The sequence below is a fragment of the Holdemanella biformis DSM 3989 genome, assembly GCF_000156655.1.
In the GTDB taxonomy this organism is placed as follows: domain Bacteria; phylum Bacillota_I; class Bacilli_A; order Erysipelotrichales; family Erysipelotrichaceae; genus Holdemanella; species Holdemanella biformis.
Genome location: NZ_DS996843.1, coordinates 129,900 through 148,234, shown reverse-complemented (window position 1 = coordinate 148,234; position 18,335 = coordinate 129,900). Strand labels below are relative to the sequence as shown.

The window sequence follows — 18,335 nt, the reverse complement described above, 5'->3', positions numbered from 1 at the left end:
AAAATATTTATAGAAAATAGGAGTGAAAAATTATGGCAATTTCTGCAGGTGATTTTAAAACAGGATTAACTTTAATCGTTGATGGTGATCCTTGGGTAGTATTAGATTTCCAACATGTTAAACCTGGTAAAGGTGCAGCTATCTTAAAAACTAAGATGAAAAACTTAAAAACAGGGAATACACAAGAAAGAAACTTCAATGCTTCAACTAAATTTGAACAAGCTAATATTTCTAAAAAAGCAGCTCAATTCTCATATGAAGCAGATTCTACATATTACTTTATGGATTTAGAAACATACGATACTTATGAATTAACAGCTGACCAAGTTGATTTCAACAAATACTTTATTGTTGAAGGTGCTGAAGTATCTTTGATGTTCTTCGAAGGAGAATTATTATCTGTTTCTGTTCCAGAAAAAGTTGAATTAACAGTAGCTGAAACAGATCCAGCCATCAAAGGTGCACCATCTAACCAAACTAAAGATGCAACTACAGATACTGGATTAACATTAAGAGTTCCACAGTTCATCGAACCAGGTGAAAAAATCGTTGTATTCTCAACAGATGGAAAATATGCAGGAAGAGCTTAATCGCTCTTCTTTTTTTAACTATGAATAAAGTTGTATTAATTACAGGTGGTGCTCGTGGTATTGGAAGTGCAATCGCATTGGAACTCGCAAAGCATGGTTATGATATTGTCATTAACTATTTAACTTCTAAACAGCCTGCCAAAGAATTAAAAGAAAAAATTGAATCAGAATATCATGTTCATTGTCTTACAATTTGTGCAGATGTATCCGATGTAGATCAAGTCAATATCATGGTTAGTGAAGTTGAAGAGAAGATGGGTGGCGTAGATATACTAATTAATAATGCGGCTGTGGATCTTTCTAATCTATTTCACTTGAAAAATGCCGAAGAATTTAAAAGAACATTAGATGTAAATGTTGTAGGTGCTTTTAATTGTAGTAAAAGAGTCTATAAACACATGTTGGATCAAGAATATGGAAGAATCATCAATATATCAAGTACCAATGGAATTAATACGTATTATCCAATGTGTATCGATTATGATGCTTCAAAAGCAGCCTTGATTTCAATGACACACAATCTTGCGGCTGAATTTGGACCCTATATCAATGTGAATTGTGTTGCTCCAGGCTTTATTGGAACCGATAATGAACTAGATGGCTATGATGAAGAGTTCTTAAAGGAAGAAACAGAAAAAATCATGGTGAAACGTTATGGAAAACCAGAAGAAGTGGCCTATCTTGTTCGTTTCTTAATTAGTGATGAAGCTAACTTCATCAACAATTCCATTATTCGTATCGATGGTGGACAGATGGGTAGCTGTTAAAAAAGTGGTTAAATCCCTATATTTAAAGTGGATTGACCACTTTTATTCTTTATTGATTGAAGTATCGTTTGAATCGATTTGCAACGATTCGCTTATCGTTGCACAAAATAATGCAACGATTCGACAATCGTTTGAAACAAAAAAGATGCACTTGGCATCTTAGTTGTTTTTCATATTTGTTAGGGCAAGAAGAATAGAGAGTTTTCCATATTCTAATGTTAATCCACCTTGCATATATAAAGTATATGGTTCAATGACTGGAGCATCTGCACTTAGTTCGATTGTACTTCCTTGTGTAAAGCTTCCAGCTGCCATAACTTCATCAAATGGATAGCCAGGCATTGGAGCAGCCATAACACGAACAAATGAATCAATAGGACTTGTGGATTGAATGCCTTGTGTAAAGCTAACAAGATTTTCTTTCGAGCCCAGTTCTAAAGTTTGAATGATATCCGTTCTTTCATCATTATAAGCAGGTGATACATTCTTGTATCCTAATTTTTCTAGCATATAAGCTGTAAAAACGGCTGTTTTTAAAGCACTCTTAACGGCATTTGGTGCCATGAAGATACCTTTAAAGAAAGAGTTATTTAAGTTAAAGTTTGCACCCAAATCCTTACCAATTCCAGGAGCTGTTAAGCGTTCAGCAACCATATTGATCAACTCTTTATTACCAGCTACATATCCTCCAGTAGAGGCAATTCCTCCGCCTAAGTTTTTCATCAAGGATCCAACCACAACATCCGCACCAATGTGTCCTGGTTCTAATTTTTCAACAAGTTCACCATAACAGTTATCGACCATGATAATAACGTCTTTGTTTACTTCACGAATCTTTTTGATGATACGCTCAAGCTTTGAAATGGTTAATGATAAACGGTGGGCATATCCTCTAGATCTTTGGATTTCCACTAATTTTACATTGTTTTCTTTTAAACGCTCAACAATCTTATCATCATCAAAATCATCATTCACTAAATCAATTTGTTCATACTTTACACCATTGGCTTTTAAGGATTGTGTAGAATCCCCACATAAACCAATCATTTCCTGCAAAGAATCATATGGAGCACCCGAAATAGAAATCATTGTATCTCCATATTTTAATAGGGCAGATAAAGTTAAATATAAAGCATTTGTGCCACTCATGATTTGAGGGCGTACCAAAGCATCTTCACATCCGAGTACTGTCGCAAAAATACGTTCGATTTTATCACGACCTTCATCGTAGTTACCATATCCGTTGATATCCGCAAAGTCAGAATAAGAAACGTGGTTCTCAATAAATGCAGCTAAGATACGATCTGAATTGTATAAACATACATCATCAATTTTTTTATAAATATCTTTTAAAACGACATCCGATTCTTCTGCCATTTTCAATAAGTCTTTATCAATTTGTTCTAAAATCATAAATAACCTCCAAAAGTCCACTTCTTCTATTATACACGAATTCATGTGTCGTATTCTAATTAATTAACAGTTTAAGACATAATGGATTTTCTAATCATTTTTTATGTAGAATTCTACACTTTTTCCGATTACAAACCAATAAATACATATATAAAAAGTGGCCTATCCTTTGTTCTTGGATTTTTGACCACTTTTTCTGTAGAATTCTACATTTTTCAGGATTTATGAAAACTTAGAATGGATTTGAAGAGATCACCATCTGTTTCAATCATAAATGTGCCATTCTGTACTTCTGTAAAACTCTTTACGATGGCTAGTCCTAAACCATTTCCAGATTCATGCCTTGATTTATCGCCACGTACAAAACGTTCGGTAATATCACTATCAAAATCAAGCGGTGCTTTCGAAGTGTTTTTCATTATGATCACAACCGAATTACCAATATCTTTCACATCCAAAAATACACGTGTGTTTTCAAGAGCATACTTAGAAATATTCGTAAATAAGTTTTCAAAAATACGATACGTCTTATTTCCATCCAAACATACATGAATTTCTTTTTCTGGAAGATTTGTCACAAGCTGAAGATTTTTAGCTTGTAGAAGCTCTTCATTTTCTGCACATACCTGCTCTATAAAATCAATGATGTTAATATCAGAATATTCTAAATCAATATTACCACTATTGGCTTTGGATACTTCAAACAAGTCTGTGATTAGAATGCTTAGACGATCGGTGTATTGATTCAATCGTTCTAAATAACTCTTTTTATCTTCCTCACTAATATTAGGATCATTTAATAACTCTACATAATTTTTAATACCTGTTAATGGTGTTTTTAAATCATGCGATACATTTGAAATCAATTCCGTCTTTAGATTTTGTAACTGTACTTGTTCTTTTACAGCTTGTTCAAAACCATCCTTAATTTGATAGATATTATTATTTAAAGATTGGAATAAGCCAGAATCTGCAGGCTTGATATTTTCAAAATTACCACTCGGTAGATCTTCTGTCATATGTAATATGTCTTGATATTGACTTTGCACATTTTTGATCTTCTTATAGCCCACAACACTAATGCCAATTAATGCTGTAACGACAACAAAGAAAGAGAAGAATGGAATGTTAAGCAATGATATAAACGCAAGAATCAAAATCAGACATATTGAGAAAATAATATACTTTTTAAGGATTTCATCCGATAAATCAGTTGAAATGATTCGTTCTACTTTATTTGAGAAATAAAGAATGAATTTCCCAATCCATGTTTTATGAAAGAACCAATCTTTAATCGATGTTGTAAATTGACATTTTAACCAATATACGGATAAACCAATAAAGAATAGAGTGATGGACCACGCAAGAATGTTCACTCCATATACGATAGGCTGACTCAATTCAATATGATAACGATTTAGAATGTGTAAGAATGTACCTTCAATCGAATAGGTAGTTAATATACATGTACCACTAGCTAGTAGGGCATCAATTGTTAGAAATAATAGGAATGCAGGTTCAAATAACCAGTTATTCACATGTCTAAAGATGTAGGCTTCTTTTTCATACGCATATTTATTAAGGAAGACATATAGAGCGATAATGGCACTACAAATCAAGAAGGAAGTCATAAAGAAATAGGTATATTGATCGGCATCTAAATCTAAGAGGTCAATTAGACTTGTATTATCATAATTTAAAACAGCCGGAATATAGAAAGTTAATACGACATCACTTGGCATATGAAGTGTATAGCCTGGAAATGGCTCTCCATCACAATAATATGTGCCATCACAGTATTCATAATACTTTTCACTGTTATAGTTAATAAGATTCACAATATTATCCGTTACATTTAAAGTATTCGAATCCAAAGTGTCATAATATCTTGTATCTTTTTTCTTTACATTCACATTAAATTGTTTTGAAGTGATTTTATAGTTCACATCACACGTATAAAAGAAGTTTGGATCATTCTCAAAAATATTTTTTGCGCTAGATAAAGCTGAGTTTAAACCTTTTTTTATATCCTTTTGAATATCTTCCGGTGTATCTTTCTCAAAAGTAATGTATTCATACTTTGGATCTTGTTCCAATTTTTTTGCTAGAATAAAAGCTGTAAGATTTTGTTCTAAAGTTTCAGGAAGCTTTGTTGGAGTAGCTGTAGAAACATTTGGATAAAAACTTGTCACTATACAAGAACTAATGATGCATAAAGCACATAGTATTGTTAAAAAAATATTCTTCTTTTTCATTGTATATTCTCCATTTTATAGCCCTGCCCCCATACAACCTTGATGTAGATTGGCTTTTTAGGGTTGGCCTCAATCTTTTCACGTAATTTACGAATATGAACCATAATCGTTTCTGTGTTAATAGCTTCTTCTTTCCATACCAATTCATAGATTTGTTGGCTAGAAAAGACTTGTCCAGGGTGCGAAATCAATAGTTTTAAAATATCAAACTCTTTTGGCGTTAATTTAATATCCCTTGAATTTAACGTCACTCTTTTTGTCGTATTATTTAACACAAGATCACCAATCATATACTCATCTTCGTTCTTTGTCTCATTTTTTAGATTTAAAATTTGTTCATATCTTCTTAAATGCGAACGTACTCTTGCGACTAGCTCCATACTTTGAAATGGCTTGGTGATATAGTCATCGGCACCAATATTTAAACCTGTGATTTTATCGATATCTTCACTTTTTGCACTTAAAAATAGAATCGGAAAGTCATGATGTTTTCTTGCTTCCATGACCATAGAAATGCCATCCATAACAGGCATCATAATATCTACAATGGCTAAATGAATATCATTTGTTTCAATCTTTTCCAAGCCTTCTTTTCCATTTGCGGCAAGAATCACATTGTATCCTTGATTCTTCATATAAATTCCGATGGCTTCACGAATCCCTTGTTCGTCTTCTACCACTAATATTGTATGTTCCATAAAGTTCTCCTTTTAATAATGTAAATAAAATCCAATGCATGCACATAATATTCCAATGTATAACATAATTATAACCACCTTTCGATAATTTGAAACAACTGAGTAAGACCATAAGAATAAGCCATTAAAGATAAGGGTTTACCCAAAAGAATGATCCAGACAAATTTTTTGAGCGACATATGTGTCAATCCTGCCAGCATACACAAGAGATCATCGGGTGCACAAGGTAAGAAAATAGCTAACATAAAGAAGGTATCAAATTTATTTTGATCATATGTATACTTCAAATATTTGTCGTAATCTTTCTTTTTACATAATTTTAGAATGATTCTATGACCATATTTACGAACAAGTAAAAAGATGCATATGGATCCGATACAAATACCTATATAGTTATATATAAATCCATTGACGGCTCCAAAAGCTGTAATACCCAAGGCACTTGATGCACCACCGGGAATAATAGGAATAATCACTTGAATGATTTGTAGAAAAATAAAAAGTAAGGGTGCCAAAATGCCTGCCTTAGATAGTGCAGATTGTAGAAGCTGTGGATTTGTGAAGTATCCTTGTGAAAAGAAATAAACGCAAATAAGAATCATAAGGATAAATCCAAAGTGTGTTATGTTTTGTATGTTTTTATTTGTCATAAATTATCACCATGATTAATATAACGAATAAATATTAATTAACTTTGGTGATAAATCTTAAAGTTTTCTAAATAATTGAATCAAAAAGTTGGAAAAGTTGTTAAAAATGGCATAAAAAAGGTTGGAAAAGTGGATAAAATACAAAAATATGGGTTGGAAAAATAGTGTAAATTGTAATAAATGCTTTATATAAAAGGAAAACAAAAAATTTGTGTCAATTATACACAAGCCTTATTCATAAGCTTCGTATGTACGAATAAGTAATGGAAGTTCAACCACCAACATACCAATCCATCCAGCTAGATATGAGTATGGTAAAGCTTCGATACCTAGATGTAAGCTAAATACAAGTGGAGCAGCCACAATAACTTGAACTGCCATATTCACTAGACTTGAAATGAGCGTAATTTTTAAATCGCCAATCCCTCTAAAGAAACCTTGGATTCCATTGGTGAAGGCAGGAAGAATATACATGATGGAAATTAAATGTAGATAAGTCACTCCATGCATAATAACTTCTTCATCTTGTACAAATAGACACATCAATGGTTTTGCGAAGATAAAACATACTAGAAAGATAAATATACCATAGATAAATTCTAAGACCATTCCGCAACGAAATCCCTCTTGCATACGATTGTTATTTCCGGCACCCTTATTTTGTGCCATTAAAGCTGTCATAGAGTGGGCAATGTTTTGCTCCGGGGTGTACGCAAAATCATCAATTCGATTAACGGCCGTAAAAGCAGCTACAACCGATACACCCATCGTATTGACAATCATTTGAATACCAAGCTTTCCAAGTTGTACAGACGCCTGCTACATTGCACTGGCCCAACCATACGCAATGGTTCTTTTTAATAATGAAATATCAAATACCAGCCATTTTTTACCCAGTTGTAGAAGTGGCACTTTCTTTTGAATATATAGAATGCAGAATAGGCAACATAAAGCTTCACTAATCACAGTAGAAATGGCACATCCTTTACTTCCTGCATGTAAAACAACCACAAAGAATAAGTCTCCAAAGATATTTAGAATGGAACTGATAATTAAGAAATATAGGGGTGATTTACTGTCGCCTAAAGCGCGTAGTGTACTCGCAAAAAAGTTGTATAAAAAGGTAAAGACTAAACCGGCAAAGATGATTTGAAGATAGATAGTAGTCCTATTTAAAATGGATAGATCTACCTGCATAAATTTAAGAATTTGTGGTGAAAAAACTATGCAGACAAGTGTTAATACAAGTGAAAATACAAGTCCTGCAAGCATGGTTGTGCTTATTTGACGAGCAAGTTTTTCTTCATCTTTAGCCCCATAATACATGCCAATCAATATGCTTGCGCCCATACAAAGTCCATTTAGAAAGAGGATGAATAATGTCGTGATTGGATTACAAATTCCGACAGCAGCTAAAGCTTCTTTCCCCACAAAGTGGCCTACAATAATACTGTCAACGGCATTATATGTTAATTGGAATAGATTTCCCAATACTAAGGGAATGGTAAAGTGAACTAACATAGGCATGATTTTGCCTTGTGTCATAATCAAATTTCCTTTTTTTGTTCATATTTTGCGCTTTTTCATCCAAAAATTCAATATTATGTTAGAATAGTCTCATGAAAATTTCAGTAGAACAATTAAAACAATTAAATAAAGAAGAATATATCTTAATTGATATACGTGATGCCGAAGAAGCCTTTAAAAATCCAATCGAGAACAGTATTGTATTAAGTGGAGAAAGTGTTTTATCCAAAGAATTTGATTCAACTAAGAAGATTATTGTCGTTTGCGCACAAGGCTATGTCAGTGATATAGTGGCACAAAGATTGCAGGAAAAATATGAAGCATATAGTGTGGATGGTGGATATGTTTCAATTGTTATGGATAAGATGAACACAAATGTGTCGGATGATTTTTGCGCTCAAGTCGAAAGAAGCATTATTAAAACGTATCGAAGAAAGATTTGGTCAAAATTTACCAAAGCCATCCGTGATTATGAGCTTGTCAAAGAAGGAGATTGTATTGCGGTATGTATTTCGGGTGGAAAAGATTCGATGTTGATGGCAAAGTGTTTTCAAGAACTGCATAAACATTCACCGGTTCCTTTTGATGTGAAATACATTGTGATGGATCCAGGTTATTCAAAAGAAAATCATGATGTGATTGAAAGAAATGCCCAAAGGCTAAATATTCCAATTGAAATCTTTGAGAGTGATATTTTTGACAACGTTTTTAATATTGAAAAGAATCCATGTTATATTTGTGCAAGAATGCGAAGAGGTCATTTATATAACTATGCTAAGAATTTAGGGTGTAATAAAATAGCGTTGGGACACCATTATGATGATGTGATTGAAACCATTTTAATGTCTATGCTTTATGGGGGACAAATTCAAACGATGATGCCCAAGTTACATTCAAATAACTTTAAGGGGATGGAAGTCATTCGACCTTTATACTTGATTCATGAAGATGATATTAAGGCTTGGGCTAAACACAATGATTTGTATTTTATTCAATGTGCATGCAAATTCACTCAGGCTTGCGCTAATGAAACATGTTTAACACAATCTAAGTCAAAGCGTTTAGAAATGAAAAACTTAATCAAGGAATTGAAGAAAGTCAATCCGTTTGTCGAACAGAATATTTTTAAGAGCGTCGAAAACGTGAGCCTTAAAACCGTGATAGCCTATAAGGATGATCACGCAAGACATCACTTTTTAGATACGTATGATGAAGAGGGAAATGAATAGTTTCTCTCTTTTTCATTATATTTACAAAAATGTAATAATTTACATTGACTATTTTTCACTACGTTCTATAATGGAATTATTGTGGAGGAAACGAATTATGTATAAAACAGAAAGCTTTAAACCAGATACTTTTAAACCAGCTCGTTTTGAGTCAGATGGAAAAATTACATTGTCAGGAAAAGAAATTCCATATCATACAATTTGTGAAGACAATGTCATTTATGGACCAGATGGAAATCCTGTCGCATCGATTTTTACGTATGCCTATTTTAGAAGTGATGTAGAAGATACATCCAATCGTCCTGTTGTCTTTGCGTATAATGGAGGTCCTGGATCAAGTTGTATGTATGTACATGCAGGTTTTTTAGGAACACGTCGTATGCAGTATGATGAAGTGGATCGTGAAAGTGCTTTTGGACCTTATAAAGTCATCGATAATCCAGATTGTTTGATTGATATTGCGGATATTGTATTGATTGATCCTGTTGGAACCGGATATGGTGTATTGATTGATGAAAGTAAAAAGAAAGATTTCTTTGGCATTGAACAAGATGCAGAAGCCTTATTGACAGTGCTTGAAGCTTGGGTTCGTCGTTATAATCGTGGCTTGTCACCAAAATATTTATGTGGCGAAAGTTATGGATGTACTCGTAGTGCAGTCGCTGCTGGAATTGCTGCCACAATGGGAAGAGAAAGAGGCTATGGTATTGCCTTTGATGGTATTGTATTTATTGGAAATACAGTTACTGTAGGTAAATACTTTGGTGAAGGCTTACCTGTTGAAACAAGTGTATTGGGATTCCCAACATATGCAGGGGTAAACTGGTATCACAATCATCCAACCAATCAAAGTGTAGAAGATTTTGTAAAAGAAGCAAAGGCTTTCGCAGACCATGATTATGTACTTGCACTTTATAAAGGAGAAGCCATTTCGGAAGAAGAAAAAGAACATATCTTAGAAAAGGTAAGTTATTATACAGGTGTTTCTAGAGAATACTTGATTCGTCATGGCTTGAAAATTGATGATGATGACTATCGTCAAGAAGTATTAAAGACAAAAGGAAAAGCTGTATCTCGCTATGATGGTCGTGTAACTCGTCCTTTATTAGAGCCTGAACAAGATGAAATCAAAAAGGCATTGTGGGATGATGCGACAGCCGATCGTTATGATACATTCTTCTATGCAGCCTTTACAGGAGATCTACTTCCAAAATTAAATGTAAAATTAGACCGTAACTTTATTCCAGGAACTGATTATTATATGCATTGGAATAAAGAAGAAAAGAAAGGTACAACCGCAGAAGAATTACGTTATGCCTTGACGCGAAGACCAGGAATGCGAGCATTCTTTGCGAATGGATGGTTTGATCTATGTACTGAATTTGGATATGCATGGCACACAATGGATCATGCTGGACTTCCTAGTGATCGTGTATTCTGGAAAGGGTACCAAAGTGGACATATGATTTATCTTGGTGAAGATAATGTTCATGAATTATGTTCAGATATTCGTGATTTTATTCAAGGAAAGAATCCTAAATCTCAATTTTAATAAATGGCTCACTTTGGTGAGTCTTTTTTTCTTGTGATGATAAATAAAGGAAATATAGTGGAAAAATAGTGAACTTTTAATGGAAAAAATTGGCTTTTTGAAAGTCACAACGGAATCACCGAAATGTTTTAATGAAACATTTCTCATTTTCGTTAAAATATACAGATAAACATTTGTGAATTTCGTTAAATATGTGTATTGAACATTTTTAAAATTCGTAAGTAATTGTGATAAAAGATAAAACCGTTGGATTACTACCCAACGGTTTTCTTATATGACATTTTTGTGCGCATATCCTTTAATCGATCTAGTGCGGCAAGTAAGGTTTCATCTTTTTTCGCAAAGTGGAAACGAATATAGCGATTTTCTTCTTCTTTAAAGAAACTAGATCCAGGAACTGCTGCCACACCTACGTTTTTAATCAGATCTACACAAAAGTCTAAATCAGAATCATAGCCAAACTCACTGATATCGACCATAACATAGTAAGCTCCTTGCGGTTCGGTATGTGGAATATTCAATTCTTTTAAGCCATTGATGAATAGATCTTTCTTATGTGTATATAGCTTTTGTAGTTCATCATAATAAGCATCACTAAATTCAAGCCCTACTACAGCTGCTTCTTGAAGTGGAGCAGCAGCACCAACCGTTAAAAAGTCATGCACTTTTTTGAGTTGTTCGATGATATTTTCAGGGGCAATACAATAACCTAAACGCCACCCTGTAATGGAATACGTTTTAGATAGGGAACTACAAGAAATAGTTCTTTCAAACATACCCGGTAAAGAGGCAAAATATGTATGTTTGTATGGGGCATATACAATATGTTCATATACTTCATCCGTAATCACATATGTATCATATTTTATGGCAAGACTAGCAATATATTCCAACTCTTCTTTTGAGAAGACTTTTCCGCAAGGATTGCTTGGATTGCATAAAATCAACGCTTTCGGATTTTGTTTAAACGCATTTTCTAATTCTTCTTTATCAAAGTTGAATACAGGTGGATGTAAAGGAACATAGATTGGATTGGCACCACAAAGGATAGTGTCTGCACCATAGTTTTCATAAAATGGGGAGAAGACAATCACTTTATCGTTTGGATCACAAACACTCATCATGGCCGCCATCATGGCTTCGGTACTTCCACAAGTGATAACGATATTTTTGTTGGAATCTAAATCTAGATTCATATATTTTGATTGTTTCTTGGCTAAGGCATCTCTAAAGTTTTGGGCACCCCAAGTAATCGCATACTGGTTATAATCTTCATGAGCAACTTGTTCGAGTCGATTCAATATTTCTTTTGGTGGATCAAAATCAGGGAATCCCTGCGATAGATTGATCGCATCATATTGATTTGCGATTCTTGTCATTCGACGAATCGCAGAATCTGTAAATGTCTTAGTTCTTTTTGATAATTCTTTCATAATCGCACTTCCTTTTTTCATTTTTTGCATTGTATCATTTTTGGGGGAAATGTAAAATAAAATTGAGGTGATATTCGATGGAAAAATCTAAAGTATACTATACGGATTTTCATACCCGTAAATTAGGTGAGGGTCTACCTACAAAATTGCAATTGTTGGCAAAAAAAGCAGGAATTACCGAATTGGATTTAGACGGAAAGTTTGTCGCAATCAAAATGCACTTTGGAGAATTAGGAAACATTGCATATTTACGCCCAAATTATGCACGTGCCATTGTGGATGTGGTAAAAGAATTAGGGGGAAAACCATTCTTGACCGATTGTAATACAATGTATCCAGGATCAAGAAAGAATGCTTTGGAACACTTAGAGTGTGCTTGGCAAAATGGCTTTACACCACTTACTGTAGGATGTCCCATTTTGATAGGAGATGGACTAAAAGGAACGGACGATATTGAAGTGCCTGTCGTTGGTGGAGAATATTGTCAAACAGCTAAGATTGGTCGAGCTATAATGGATGCCGATGTCTTTATTTCTTTGACACACTTTAAAGGTCATGAATCAACTGGATTTGGTGGAACCATTAAAAATATAGGTATGGGATGTGGTTCACGTGCTGGTAAAAAAGAACAACACTGTTCAGGTATTCCGCATGTTGATGAAAAATTATGTCGTGGTTGTAAACAATGTCTTAAAGAATGTGCGAATGATGGATTGGAATATGATGAAACAACACATAAGATGCATATTAATGAAACAAATTGTGTTGGCTGTGGGCGCTGTTTAGGCGCATGTAACTTTGATGCGATCTCCTTCAATAACTATAATGCGAATGAATTATTGAATAAGCGTATGGCGGAATACACAAAAGCTGTTGTGGATGGACGTCCTAACTTCCATATTTCTTTGATTGTGGATGTTTCACCAAACTGTGACTGTCATGCCGAAAATGATTTACCGATTCTACCAAATATTGGAATGTTGGCATCTTTTGATCCACTTGCCCTAGATCAAGCCTGTGTAGATTTATGTATGAAGGCAAAACCAATGCCAGGATCACAATTAGATAAACATCTACATGATCCAAACTTCTGTGATCATCATGACCATTTCACAAATTCGACACCGGAATCGGAATGGAAATCTTGTTTAGAACATGCACAAAAGATTGGCTTGGGAAATCGAGAATATGAATTAGTTGAAATGAAATAAACCGTAGCTAGGCTGCGGTTTTATTTAAAATGCGAACTAAAATTGGAACAACGATCAATTGAAGGATGATTCCAGGAAGACAAGTAATAAAGCTTGCCGTCATAAATACAGATAGTGTATAGCCTTGCGTACTTAGTACAAATGTGTTGATTAAGCCATTCACGATTCTTCCTACAAGCATCGCAATAATTAAACTCATGTATAATTTTGACATTTCGTTTTTGATATTGATGTGTTTTTCACATAAACCAGTAACTAAACCATATACAGCTAGTTCAATCATCATTTGGGGCAAAATCATAGCTGGAGGCATTCCTGTTGTCATACTGGAAAGAAAGGGCGTGATGATTCCACATGCCAAACCGTATGGGGCTCCACAAAATAATCCACAAATCAATACAGGAATGTGCATGGGTAAAAATATGCTTCCGGCATTTGGTATCACATGAAAGGCCATGGGAAGCAATACGCCTATCGCAATGCATAGAGCACAAGATACTAATTTTTTTGTTGTACTTTTCATAATCTAAATTCCTCATTCTTTAAAAAACAAATTCTTTTAAACGAGAAAATGCTTCTTCTACTAAGCTTGTTGGTAAAGCTAAATTCATTCGAATCGTATTGGGGTTCATAAAGGGACGCCCATCTTGCCAACATACACCATAGCGAACGCCTTTCTTTAAAAGTTCATCCATGGTGATATCGTGTGTATCTAAATACTTTGTGCAATCTAGATACAACATATATGTTCCTTCTGGTTTTATGACTTCAATACCTTTGAAATGAGTGTGGATAAAATCTATCGCAAAATCTACATTATTCGCAATTACCTCATTAAGCTCGCTAACCCAATCCAATCCATCTTTACAATATGCACCCATAAGGGCATGAATACTTAATATGTTAGGTGAATTATAGTGGGATAAAGAAGCCTGTTTATTTAATCGATCACGCAGATATTTGTCATAAACAATATGGTAGGAACCGACTAAACCTGCAAGATTGAATGTCTTACTTGGAGCATAAGCGGCAATCGTTCTTTTCTTGGCATCTTCACTTACGAATTGTGTAGGAATATGCGTATTTTCTTTACGTACTAGATCCGACCAGATTTCATCACTAAAAACTAAAACATCATGTTTTTTACAGATATCCATGAATTTTTGGATTTCTTCCTTTTTCCAGACTCTTCCCGTTGGATTGTGTGGAGAACAAAATAGTGCAAAATGAATATTGTGTTTGATGATCTTCTTTTCAATATCCTCATAATCAAGTGACCAGTTATTCTCTTTTATTAATGGACTATCAATAATTTTTCTTCCTAGATTATTTAATGTATGAATAAATCCAATATAACAAGGGGATTGTACTAGAATGGCTTCACCGCTAGATGTAAAAGCTTCTAAAGCACTCGATAATATACCAAGAACACCATTTTCATATCCGATAGCTTCTTTTTCTACATCTATGCCATGTGTTTCTTTTTGCCAGAACTGAATGGCTTTATAGTAATCTTCTGGCATTTCAAAATAACCAAAATGAGGTTCATTGATGCGGTTGATCATGTGTCTTTGAATGTTTTCGAAAACAGGATAGTTCATATCTGCAACCCACATAGGAATCCTAGAAAAATTTGGATCTACCTCTACATCTTTGATAGGTAATACATCAAGGGCGAGTGCATCATGGCCTTGACGGTTTAATAGTGTAGTAAAATCGTATTTCATGATAAAAAACTCCTTATTAATTTAATAATATAATTTGAAAAGTGAATATGCAATTTGATATTTGCTTTTTTTCTTGTTGGTTTTGTGGGATGATTAGATTAGAAAGAAGGGATGCATATGCGCACAAGATTCTATAATGCACGAGTACTCACAATGAAAGATTTTGATATCTTTTTAGGTGAAGTTTGGGTGGAAGACAATAAGATTTCATATGTAGGTAAATACAAAGAACATGATTGTTTGTTTGACCGGGAAATAGATGTACAAAAGAATCTAATTATGCCAGGATTTATTAATGCACATACACACTCTGGAATGACATTTTTAAGATCAATAGCCGACGATATGCCACTTCAACAATGGCTTAACGAAAAGGTATTTCCTATTGAGACAAAACTTTCGGAAGAAGATATTTATTATTTTTCTAAGTTAGCTATATTAGAATATCTAACGAGTGGAATTACCACAAATTTTGATATGTATTTAAATCCTGAAGCTATTGTTAAGGCAAGCTTAGACATGAAATATCGTACAGTCTTATGTGGAGCTGTTAATGATTTTTGTCTATCTGTAGAAGATGTAGAACGCTGTTTTAATGAATATAATCAAGAAAATAGTTTGATTTCTTATGTCCTTGGCTTTAGTCATGAATACACCAACTCCAAAGAAAAGATTCAACAAGTAGCTGCATTATCTCATAAATATAAAGCAACCGTTTATACACATTTAAGTGAAACAGAATATGAAGTAAATACATGCAAAGAAAAGACGGGACGCTCTCCTGTTGAGTACTTATGTGATCTAGGTGTATATGACTATGGTGGAGGGGCTTTTCATTGTGTGCATATGAGTGAACATGATTTGGATTTGTTTAAAGAAAAACATTTAAATATCGTCACGAATCCAGCATCCAATCTAAAACTAGCTAGTGGTATAGCTCCTATTCAAGCAATGCTTCAACGAAATATAAATGTATGTCTAGGAACAGATGGTGCGGCAAGTAATAACTGTCTAGATATGTTTAGAGAAATGTTTTTGGTGACAGGACTAGCTAAATATAAAAACTGTGATGCTTCTGCAGTCGATGCTTATGAAGTGTTGAAAATGGCAACTGTAAATGGAGCTAAAGCTTTAAATTTAAATTGTGGTGTGCTTGAAGCTGGAAAGTTGGCAGATTTAATTATTTTAGATCTATATCAACCGAATATGCAGCCAATGAATAATATCGCAAAAAATATTGTATACAGTGGATCTAAATCTAATGTAAAATGTACGATGGTCAATGGAGAAATTCTATATGAAGATGGACATTTTTATGTAGGATTTGAGATTGAGGCACTATATGATGAAATACAAAAAAGAGTAGAAAGGTTAAAGTAATGAATATACAGATTTTTGGTAAGAATAAGTGTTTTGATACAAAGAAAGCACAACGCTATTTTAAAGAAAGAAATATTAAGTTTCAGTTTATTAATTTAGACGAAAAAGAAATGAGTAAGAAAGAATTTGAGAGCGTGCTTAGACAAGTTGGCATCGATTCCATGATTGATTCAAAGGCGAAGGATAAAGAATTATTGACAATGTTGAATTACTTGTCGGATAAAGAAGATAAAGTGTATCTCAATCAACACATATTAAAAACGCCAATCGTGCGAAATGGCAAATTGGCGACAGTAGGCTATGAACCAAATGTATGGAAAACATGGGATTAGTCTTTGTATAAGAAACAATCTTTTTCATGAGAATAAATCACACCGATGGCTTGAAGATAGGAATATATAATGGTACTTCCTACAAACTTCATGCCTCTTTTTTTTAGATCGTTTGAGATGGAATCCGAAAGAGTCGATGTAGTTTTTCCTATTTCATAAATAATCTTTCCATGTGTAAAAGTACATAAATAATTATAAAAAGTTTGATACTCTTCTTGAATGGATTTAAAAATCTTAGCATTTGAAATACTCGCTTTGATCTTTAATTTGTTTCGAATAATATTTGGGTTGTTACTTAATTGTTCGATTTTCTTTTCGTCATACTCAATGACTTTATCAATGTCAAAATCATCATACGCCTCTTTAAAAGCTTCTCTTTTATTTAGAACACACTGCCAACTAAGACCTGCCTGAAAAGATTCAAGGATCAACATTTCAAATAGATATTCTTCATCAGTATTCAGTTTTCCCCATTCATAATCATGATATTCAATATATTTTGGATTGTTTAGATTACACCATGTACATCGTTTCATGATTCCATTTTAAAGTAGATAAAATGTGAATTCAATGATAAAATTGAAACAGTTGGTTATTCTCACTCGAGAATAACGGAAAGGATTTTATGCAAGATTCATTTGGTCGAAATATAAATTATATGCGAATCTCATTAACTGACAGATGTAATTATGCTTGTTACTATTGTAAGCCAGACATCTCAAAACATCTTTGTCATTCGGATATATTGACGTATGAACAAATCTTAAATATTTGTAGATGTGCTATTTCTTTGGGTATTACTCGATTTAAAATCACGGGTGGAGAACCCTCACTTCGTAAAAGTTATATTGATTTTATTCGTAGATTGAAAGAAATAGATGGTGTAGAACAAGTGACTTTAACGACAAATGGAAGTTTATTTTCTTTTACAGATTTAGATGAACTAAAAAAAATAGGGCTTGACTGTATTAACTTTTCAATCGATACACTTGATGAAGCGGAATATTTGAAAATATGTAAAAAGAACAATTTGAAGAAGGTTTTGTTGAATTTAGAATATGCCTATCAGATTGGTATTAGGGTGAAAGTAAATTGTGTTGTGGACAATCTATTTTCAATTTCTCGATTTGAATCTATGTTAGAACTTATCAAAGATAAAAAGATTGCGTTACGCTTTATTGAATTGATGCCATTAAAAAATAGTGATCGAAACACAAAAATGAATGAATTAATTGAATATGTGCAAAAGAATTACATATTAAATGTATATGATCATAAGCTTGGTAATGGACCAGCCCACTATTATACAATACCAGAGTTTCAGGGATATATTGGTTTTATTGAAGCGTTGCATAATAAGTTTTGTAGTGAATGCAATCGTGTACGCTTAAGCAGTGTAGGACGTTTGAAATTATGTTTATTCCATATGGATGGTGTGGATTTAAAACCTTATCTAAATAATTTGGAAGAACTAGAAAAAGTGATGAGAGAATGGATATTCAAAAAGCCCAAGGAACATCATTTTGAAGAAGAACATTCATCGACGGTGATGAATGAAATTGGAGGATAAA

At 33.5% G+C, this 18,335-nt stretch carries 17 protein-coding genes and 1 pseudogene; 8 read left to right on the top strand and 10 right to left on the bottom strand.

Going from position 1 to position 18,335, the window contains the following annotated elements; all coding sequences use genetic code 11:
- The first annotated feature begins 32 nt into the window (after window positions 1–32).
- Together efp and EUBIFOR_RS07430 are read left to right on the top strand one after the other, a co-directional pair.
- Window positions 33–590, top strand: coding sequence for an elongation factor P (gene efp, locus EUBIFOR_RS07435; RefSeq protein WP_003865385.1), 558 nt, complete (start codon window positions 33–35; stop codon window positions 588–590).
- Between the two features lie 20 nt (window positions 591–610).
- Entirely contained in the window at window positions 611–1,357 is a 747-nt protein-coding gene (locus EUBIFOR_RS07430) for an SDR family NAD(P)-dependent oxidoreductase (protein ID WP_003865384.1), read from the top strand.
- A 159-nt stretch (window positions 1,358–1,516) separates the two neighbouring features.
- On the opposite strand, the gene EUBIFOR_RS07425 is transcribed toward EUBIFOR_RS07430, so the two are convergent.
- From EUBIFOR_RS07425 to EUBIFOR_RS13130, 6 genes and pseudogenes are all read right to left on the bottom strand, one after another.
- Entirely contained in the window at window positions 1,517–2,770 is a 1,254-nt protein-coding gene (locus tag EUBIFOR_RS07425; protein WP_040466333.1) for a methionine gamma-lyase family protein, read from the bottom strand.
- Window positions 2,771–2,985: 215 nt separating this feature from the next.
- Window positions 2,986–5,025 carry a sensor histidine kinase gene (locus EUBIFOR_RS12180; protein ID WP_003865381.1) on the bottom strand — a complete coding sequence of 680 codons (2,040 nt, stop codon included), beginning with the start codon at window positions 5,023–5,025 and terminating at the stop codon, window positions 2,986–2,988.
- On the bottom strand, window positions 5,022–5,723 hold the full coding sequence (locus EUBIFOR_RS07415) for a response regulator transcription factor (protein ID WP_003865380.1): 702 nt from the start codon (window positions 5,721–5,723) through the stop codon (window positions 5,022–5,024). Before EUBIFOR_RS07415 ends, EUBIFOR_RS12180 begins: the two co-directional genes overlap by 4 nt.
- A gap of 68 nt (window positions 5,724–5,791) precedes the next feature.
- Window positions 5,792–6,325, bottom strand: coding sequence for a VTT domain-containing protein (locus EUBIFOR_RS07410; RefSeq protein WP_244264161.1), 534 nt, complete (start codon window positions 6,323–6,325; stop codon window positions 5,792–5,794).
- Window positions 6,326–6,604: 279 nt separating this feature from the next.
- Window positions 6,605–7,171 (bottom strand): annotated as a pseudogene (locus tag EUBIFOR_RS13135) (MATE family efflux transporter); the annotation flags it as partial.
- A gap of 21 nt (window positions 7,172–7,192) precedes the next feature.
- Entirely contained in the window at window positions 7,193–7,918 is a 726-nt protein-coding gene (locus EUBIFOR_RS13130) for an MATE family efflux transporter (RefSeq protein ID WP_003865377.1), read from the bottom strand.
- 74 nt (window positions 7,919–7,992) lie between these two features.
- Between EUBIFOR_RS13130 and EUBIFOR_RS07400 the strand changes: the two genes are divergently transcribed.
- Together EUBIFOR_RS07400 and EUBIFOR_RS07395 are read left to right on the top strand one after the other, a co-directional pair.
- A complete protein-coding gene (locus EUBIFOR_RS07400; protein WP_003865376.1) occupies window positions 7,993–9,129 on the top strand; it encodes a PP-loop family protein in 1,137 nt (378 codons plus the stop codon).
- A 97-nt stretch (window positions 9,130–9,226) separates the two neighbouring features.
- Window positions 9,227–10,681 carry a S10 family peptidase gene (locus EUBIFOR_RS07395; protein WP_050755957.1) on the top strand — a complete coding sequence of 485 codons (1,455 nt, stop codon included), beginning with the start codon at window positions 9,227–9,229 and terminating at the stop codon, window positions 10,679–10,681.
- A 254-nt stretch (window positions 10,682–10,935) separates the two neighbouring features.
- Here the strand turns inward: EUBIFOR_RS07395 and EUBIFOR_RS07390 are convergent, their stop codons facing one another.
- A complete protein-coding gene (locus EUBIFOR_RS07390) occupies window positions 10,936–12,114 on the bottom strand; it encodes a pyridoxal phosphate-dependent aminotransferase (protein WP_040466332.1) in 1,179 nt (392 codons plus the stop codon).
- A gap of 77 nt (window positions 12,115–12,191) precedes the next feature.
- Here EUBIFOR_RS07390 and EUBIFOR_RS07385 point away from each other — a divergent pair, with 77 nt between their 5' ends.
- Window positions 12,192–13,325, top strand: a complete 1,134-nt coding sequence (locus EUBIFOR_RS07385; RefSeq protein ID WP_003865373.1) for a DUF362 domain-containing protein — start codon at window positions 12,192–12,194, stop codon at window positions 13,323–13,325.
- Window positions 13,326–13,332: 7 nt separating this feature from the next.
- Here EUBIFOR_RS07385 and EUBIFOR_RS07380 read toward each other — a convergent pair whose 3' ends face one another.
- Together EUBIFOR_RS07380 and EUBIFOR_RS07375 are read right to left on the bottom strand one after the other, a co-directional pair.
- Window positions 13,333–13,848, bottom strand: a complete 516-nt coding sequence (locus EUBIFOR_RS07380; protein WP_003865372.1) for an ECF transporter S component — start codon at window positions 13,846–13,848, stop codon at window positions 13,333–13,335.
- Window positions 13,849–13,867: 19 nt separating this feature from the next.
- Window positions 13,868–15,052, bottom strand: a complete 1,185-nt coding sequence (locus tag EUBIFOR_RS07375; protein WP_003865371.1) for a MalY/PatB family protein — start codon at window positions 15,050–15,052, stop codon at window positions 13,868–13,870.
- A 117-nt stretch (window positions 15,053–15,169) separates the two neighbouring features.
- Between EUBIFOR_RS07375 and EUBIFOR_RS07370 the strand changes: the two genes are divergently transcribed.
- On the top strand, window positions 15,170–16,432 hold the full coding sequence (locus EUBIFOR_RS07370; protein WP_050755956.1) for an amidohydrolase: 1,263 nt from the start codon (window positions 15,170–15,172) through the stop codon (window positions 16,430–16,432).
- Window positions 16,432–16,764, top strand: coding sequence for an arsenate reductase family protein (locus tag EUBIFOR_RS07365; RefSeq protein ID WP_003865369.1), 333 nt, complete (start codon window positions 16,432–16,434; stop codon window positions 16,762–16,764). Before EUBIFOR_RS07370 ends, EUBIFOR_RS07365 begins: the two co-directional genes overlap by 1 nt.
- Here the strand turns inward: EUBIFOR_RS07365 and EUBIFOR_RS07360 are convergent.
- Window positions 16,761–17,300, bottom strand: coding sequence for a DNA-3-methyladenine glycosylase I (locus EUBIFOR_RS07360; protein WP_003865368.1), 540 nt, complete (start codon window positions 17,298–17,300; stop codon window positions 16,761–16,763). The two genes, EUBIFOR_RS07365 and EUBIFOR_RS07360, sit on opposite strands and share 4 nt — an antisense overlap.
- Before the next feature lie 89 nt (window positions 17,301–17,389).
- On the opposite strand from EUBIFOR_RS07360, the gene moaA reads away from it, so the two are divergent.
- Window positions 17,390–18,334 carry a GTP 3',8-cyclase MoaA gene (gene moaA, locus EUBIFOR_RS07355; protein WP_040466330.1) on the top strand — a complete coding sequence of 315 codons (945 nt, stop codon included), beginning with the start codon at window positions 17,390–17,392 and terminating at the stop codon, window positions 18,332–18,334.
- Window position 18,335 lies beyond the last annotated feature (1 nt).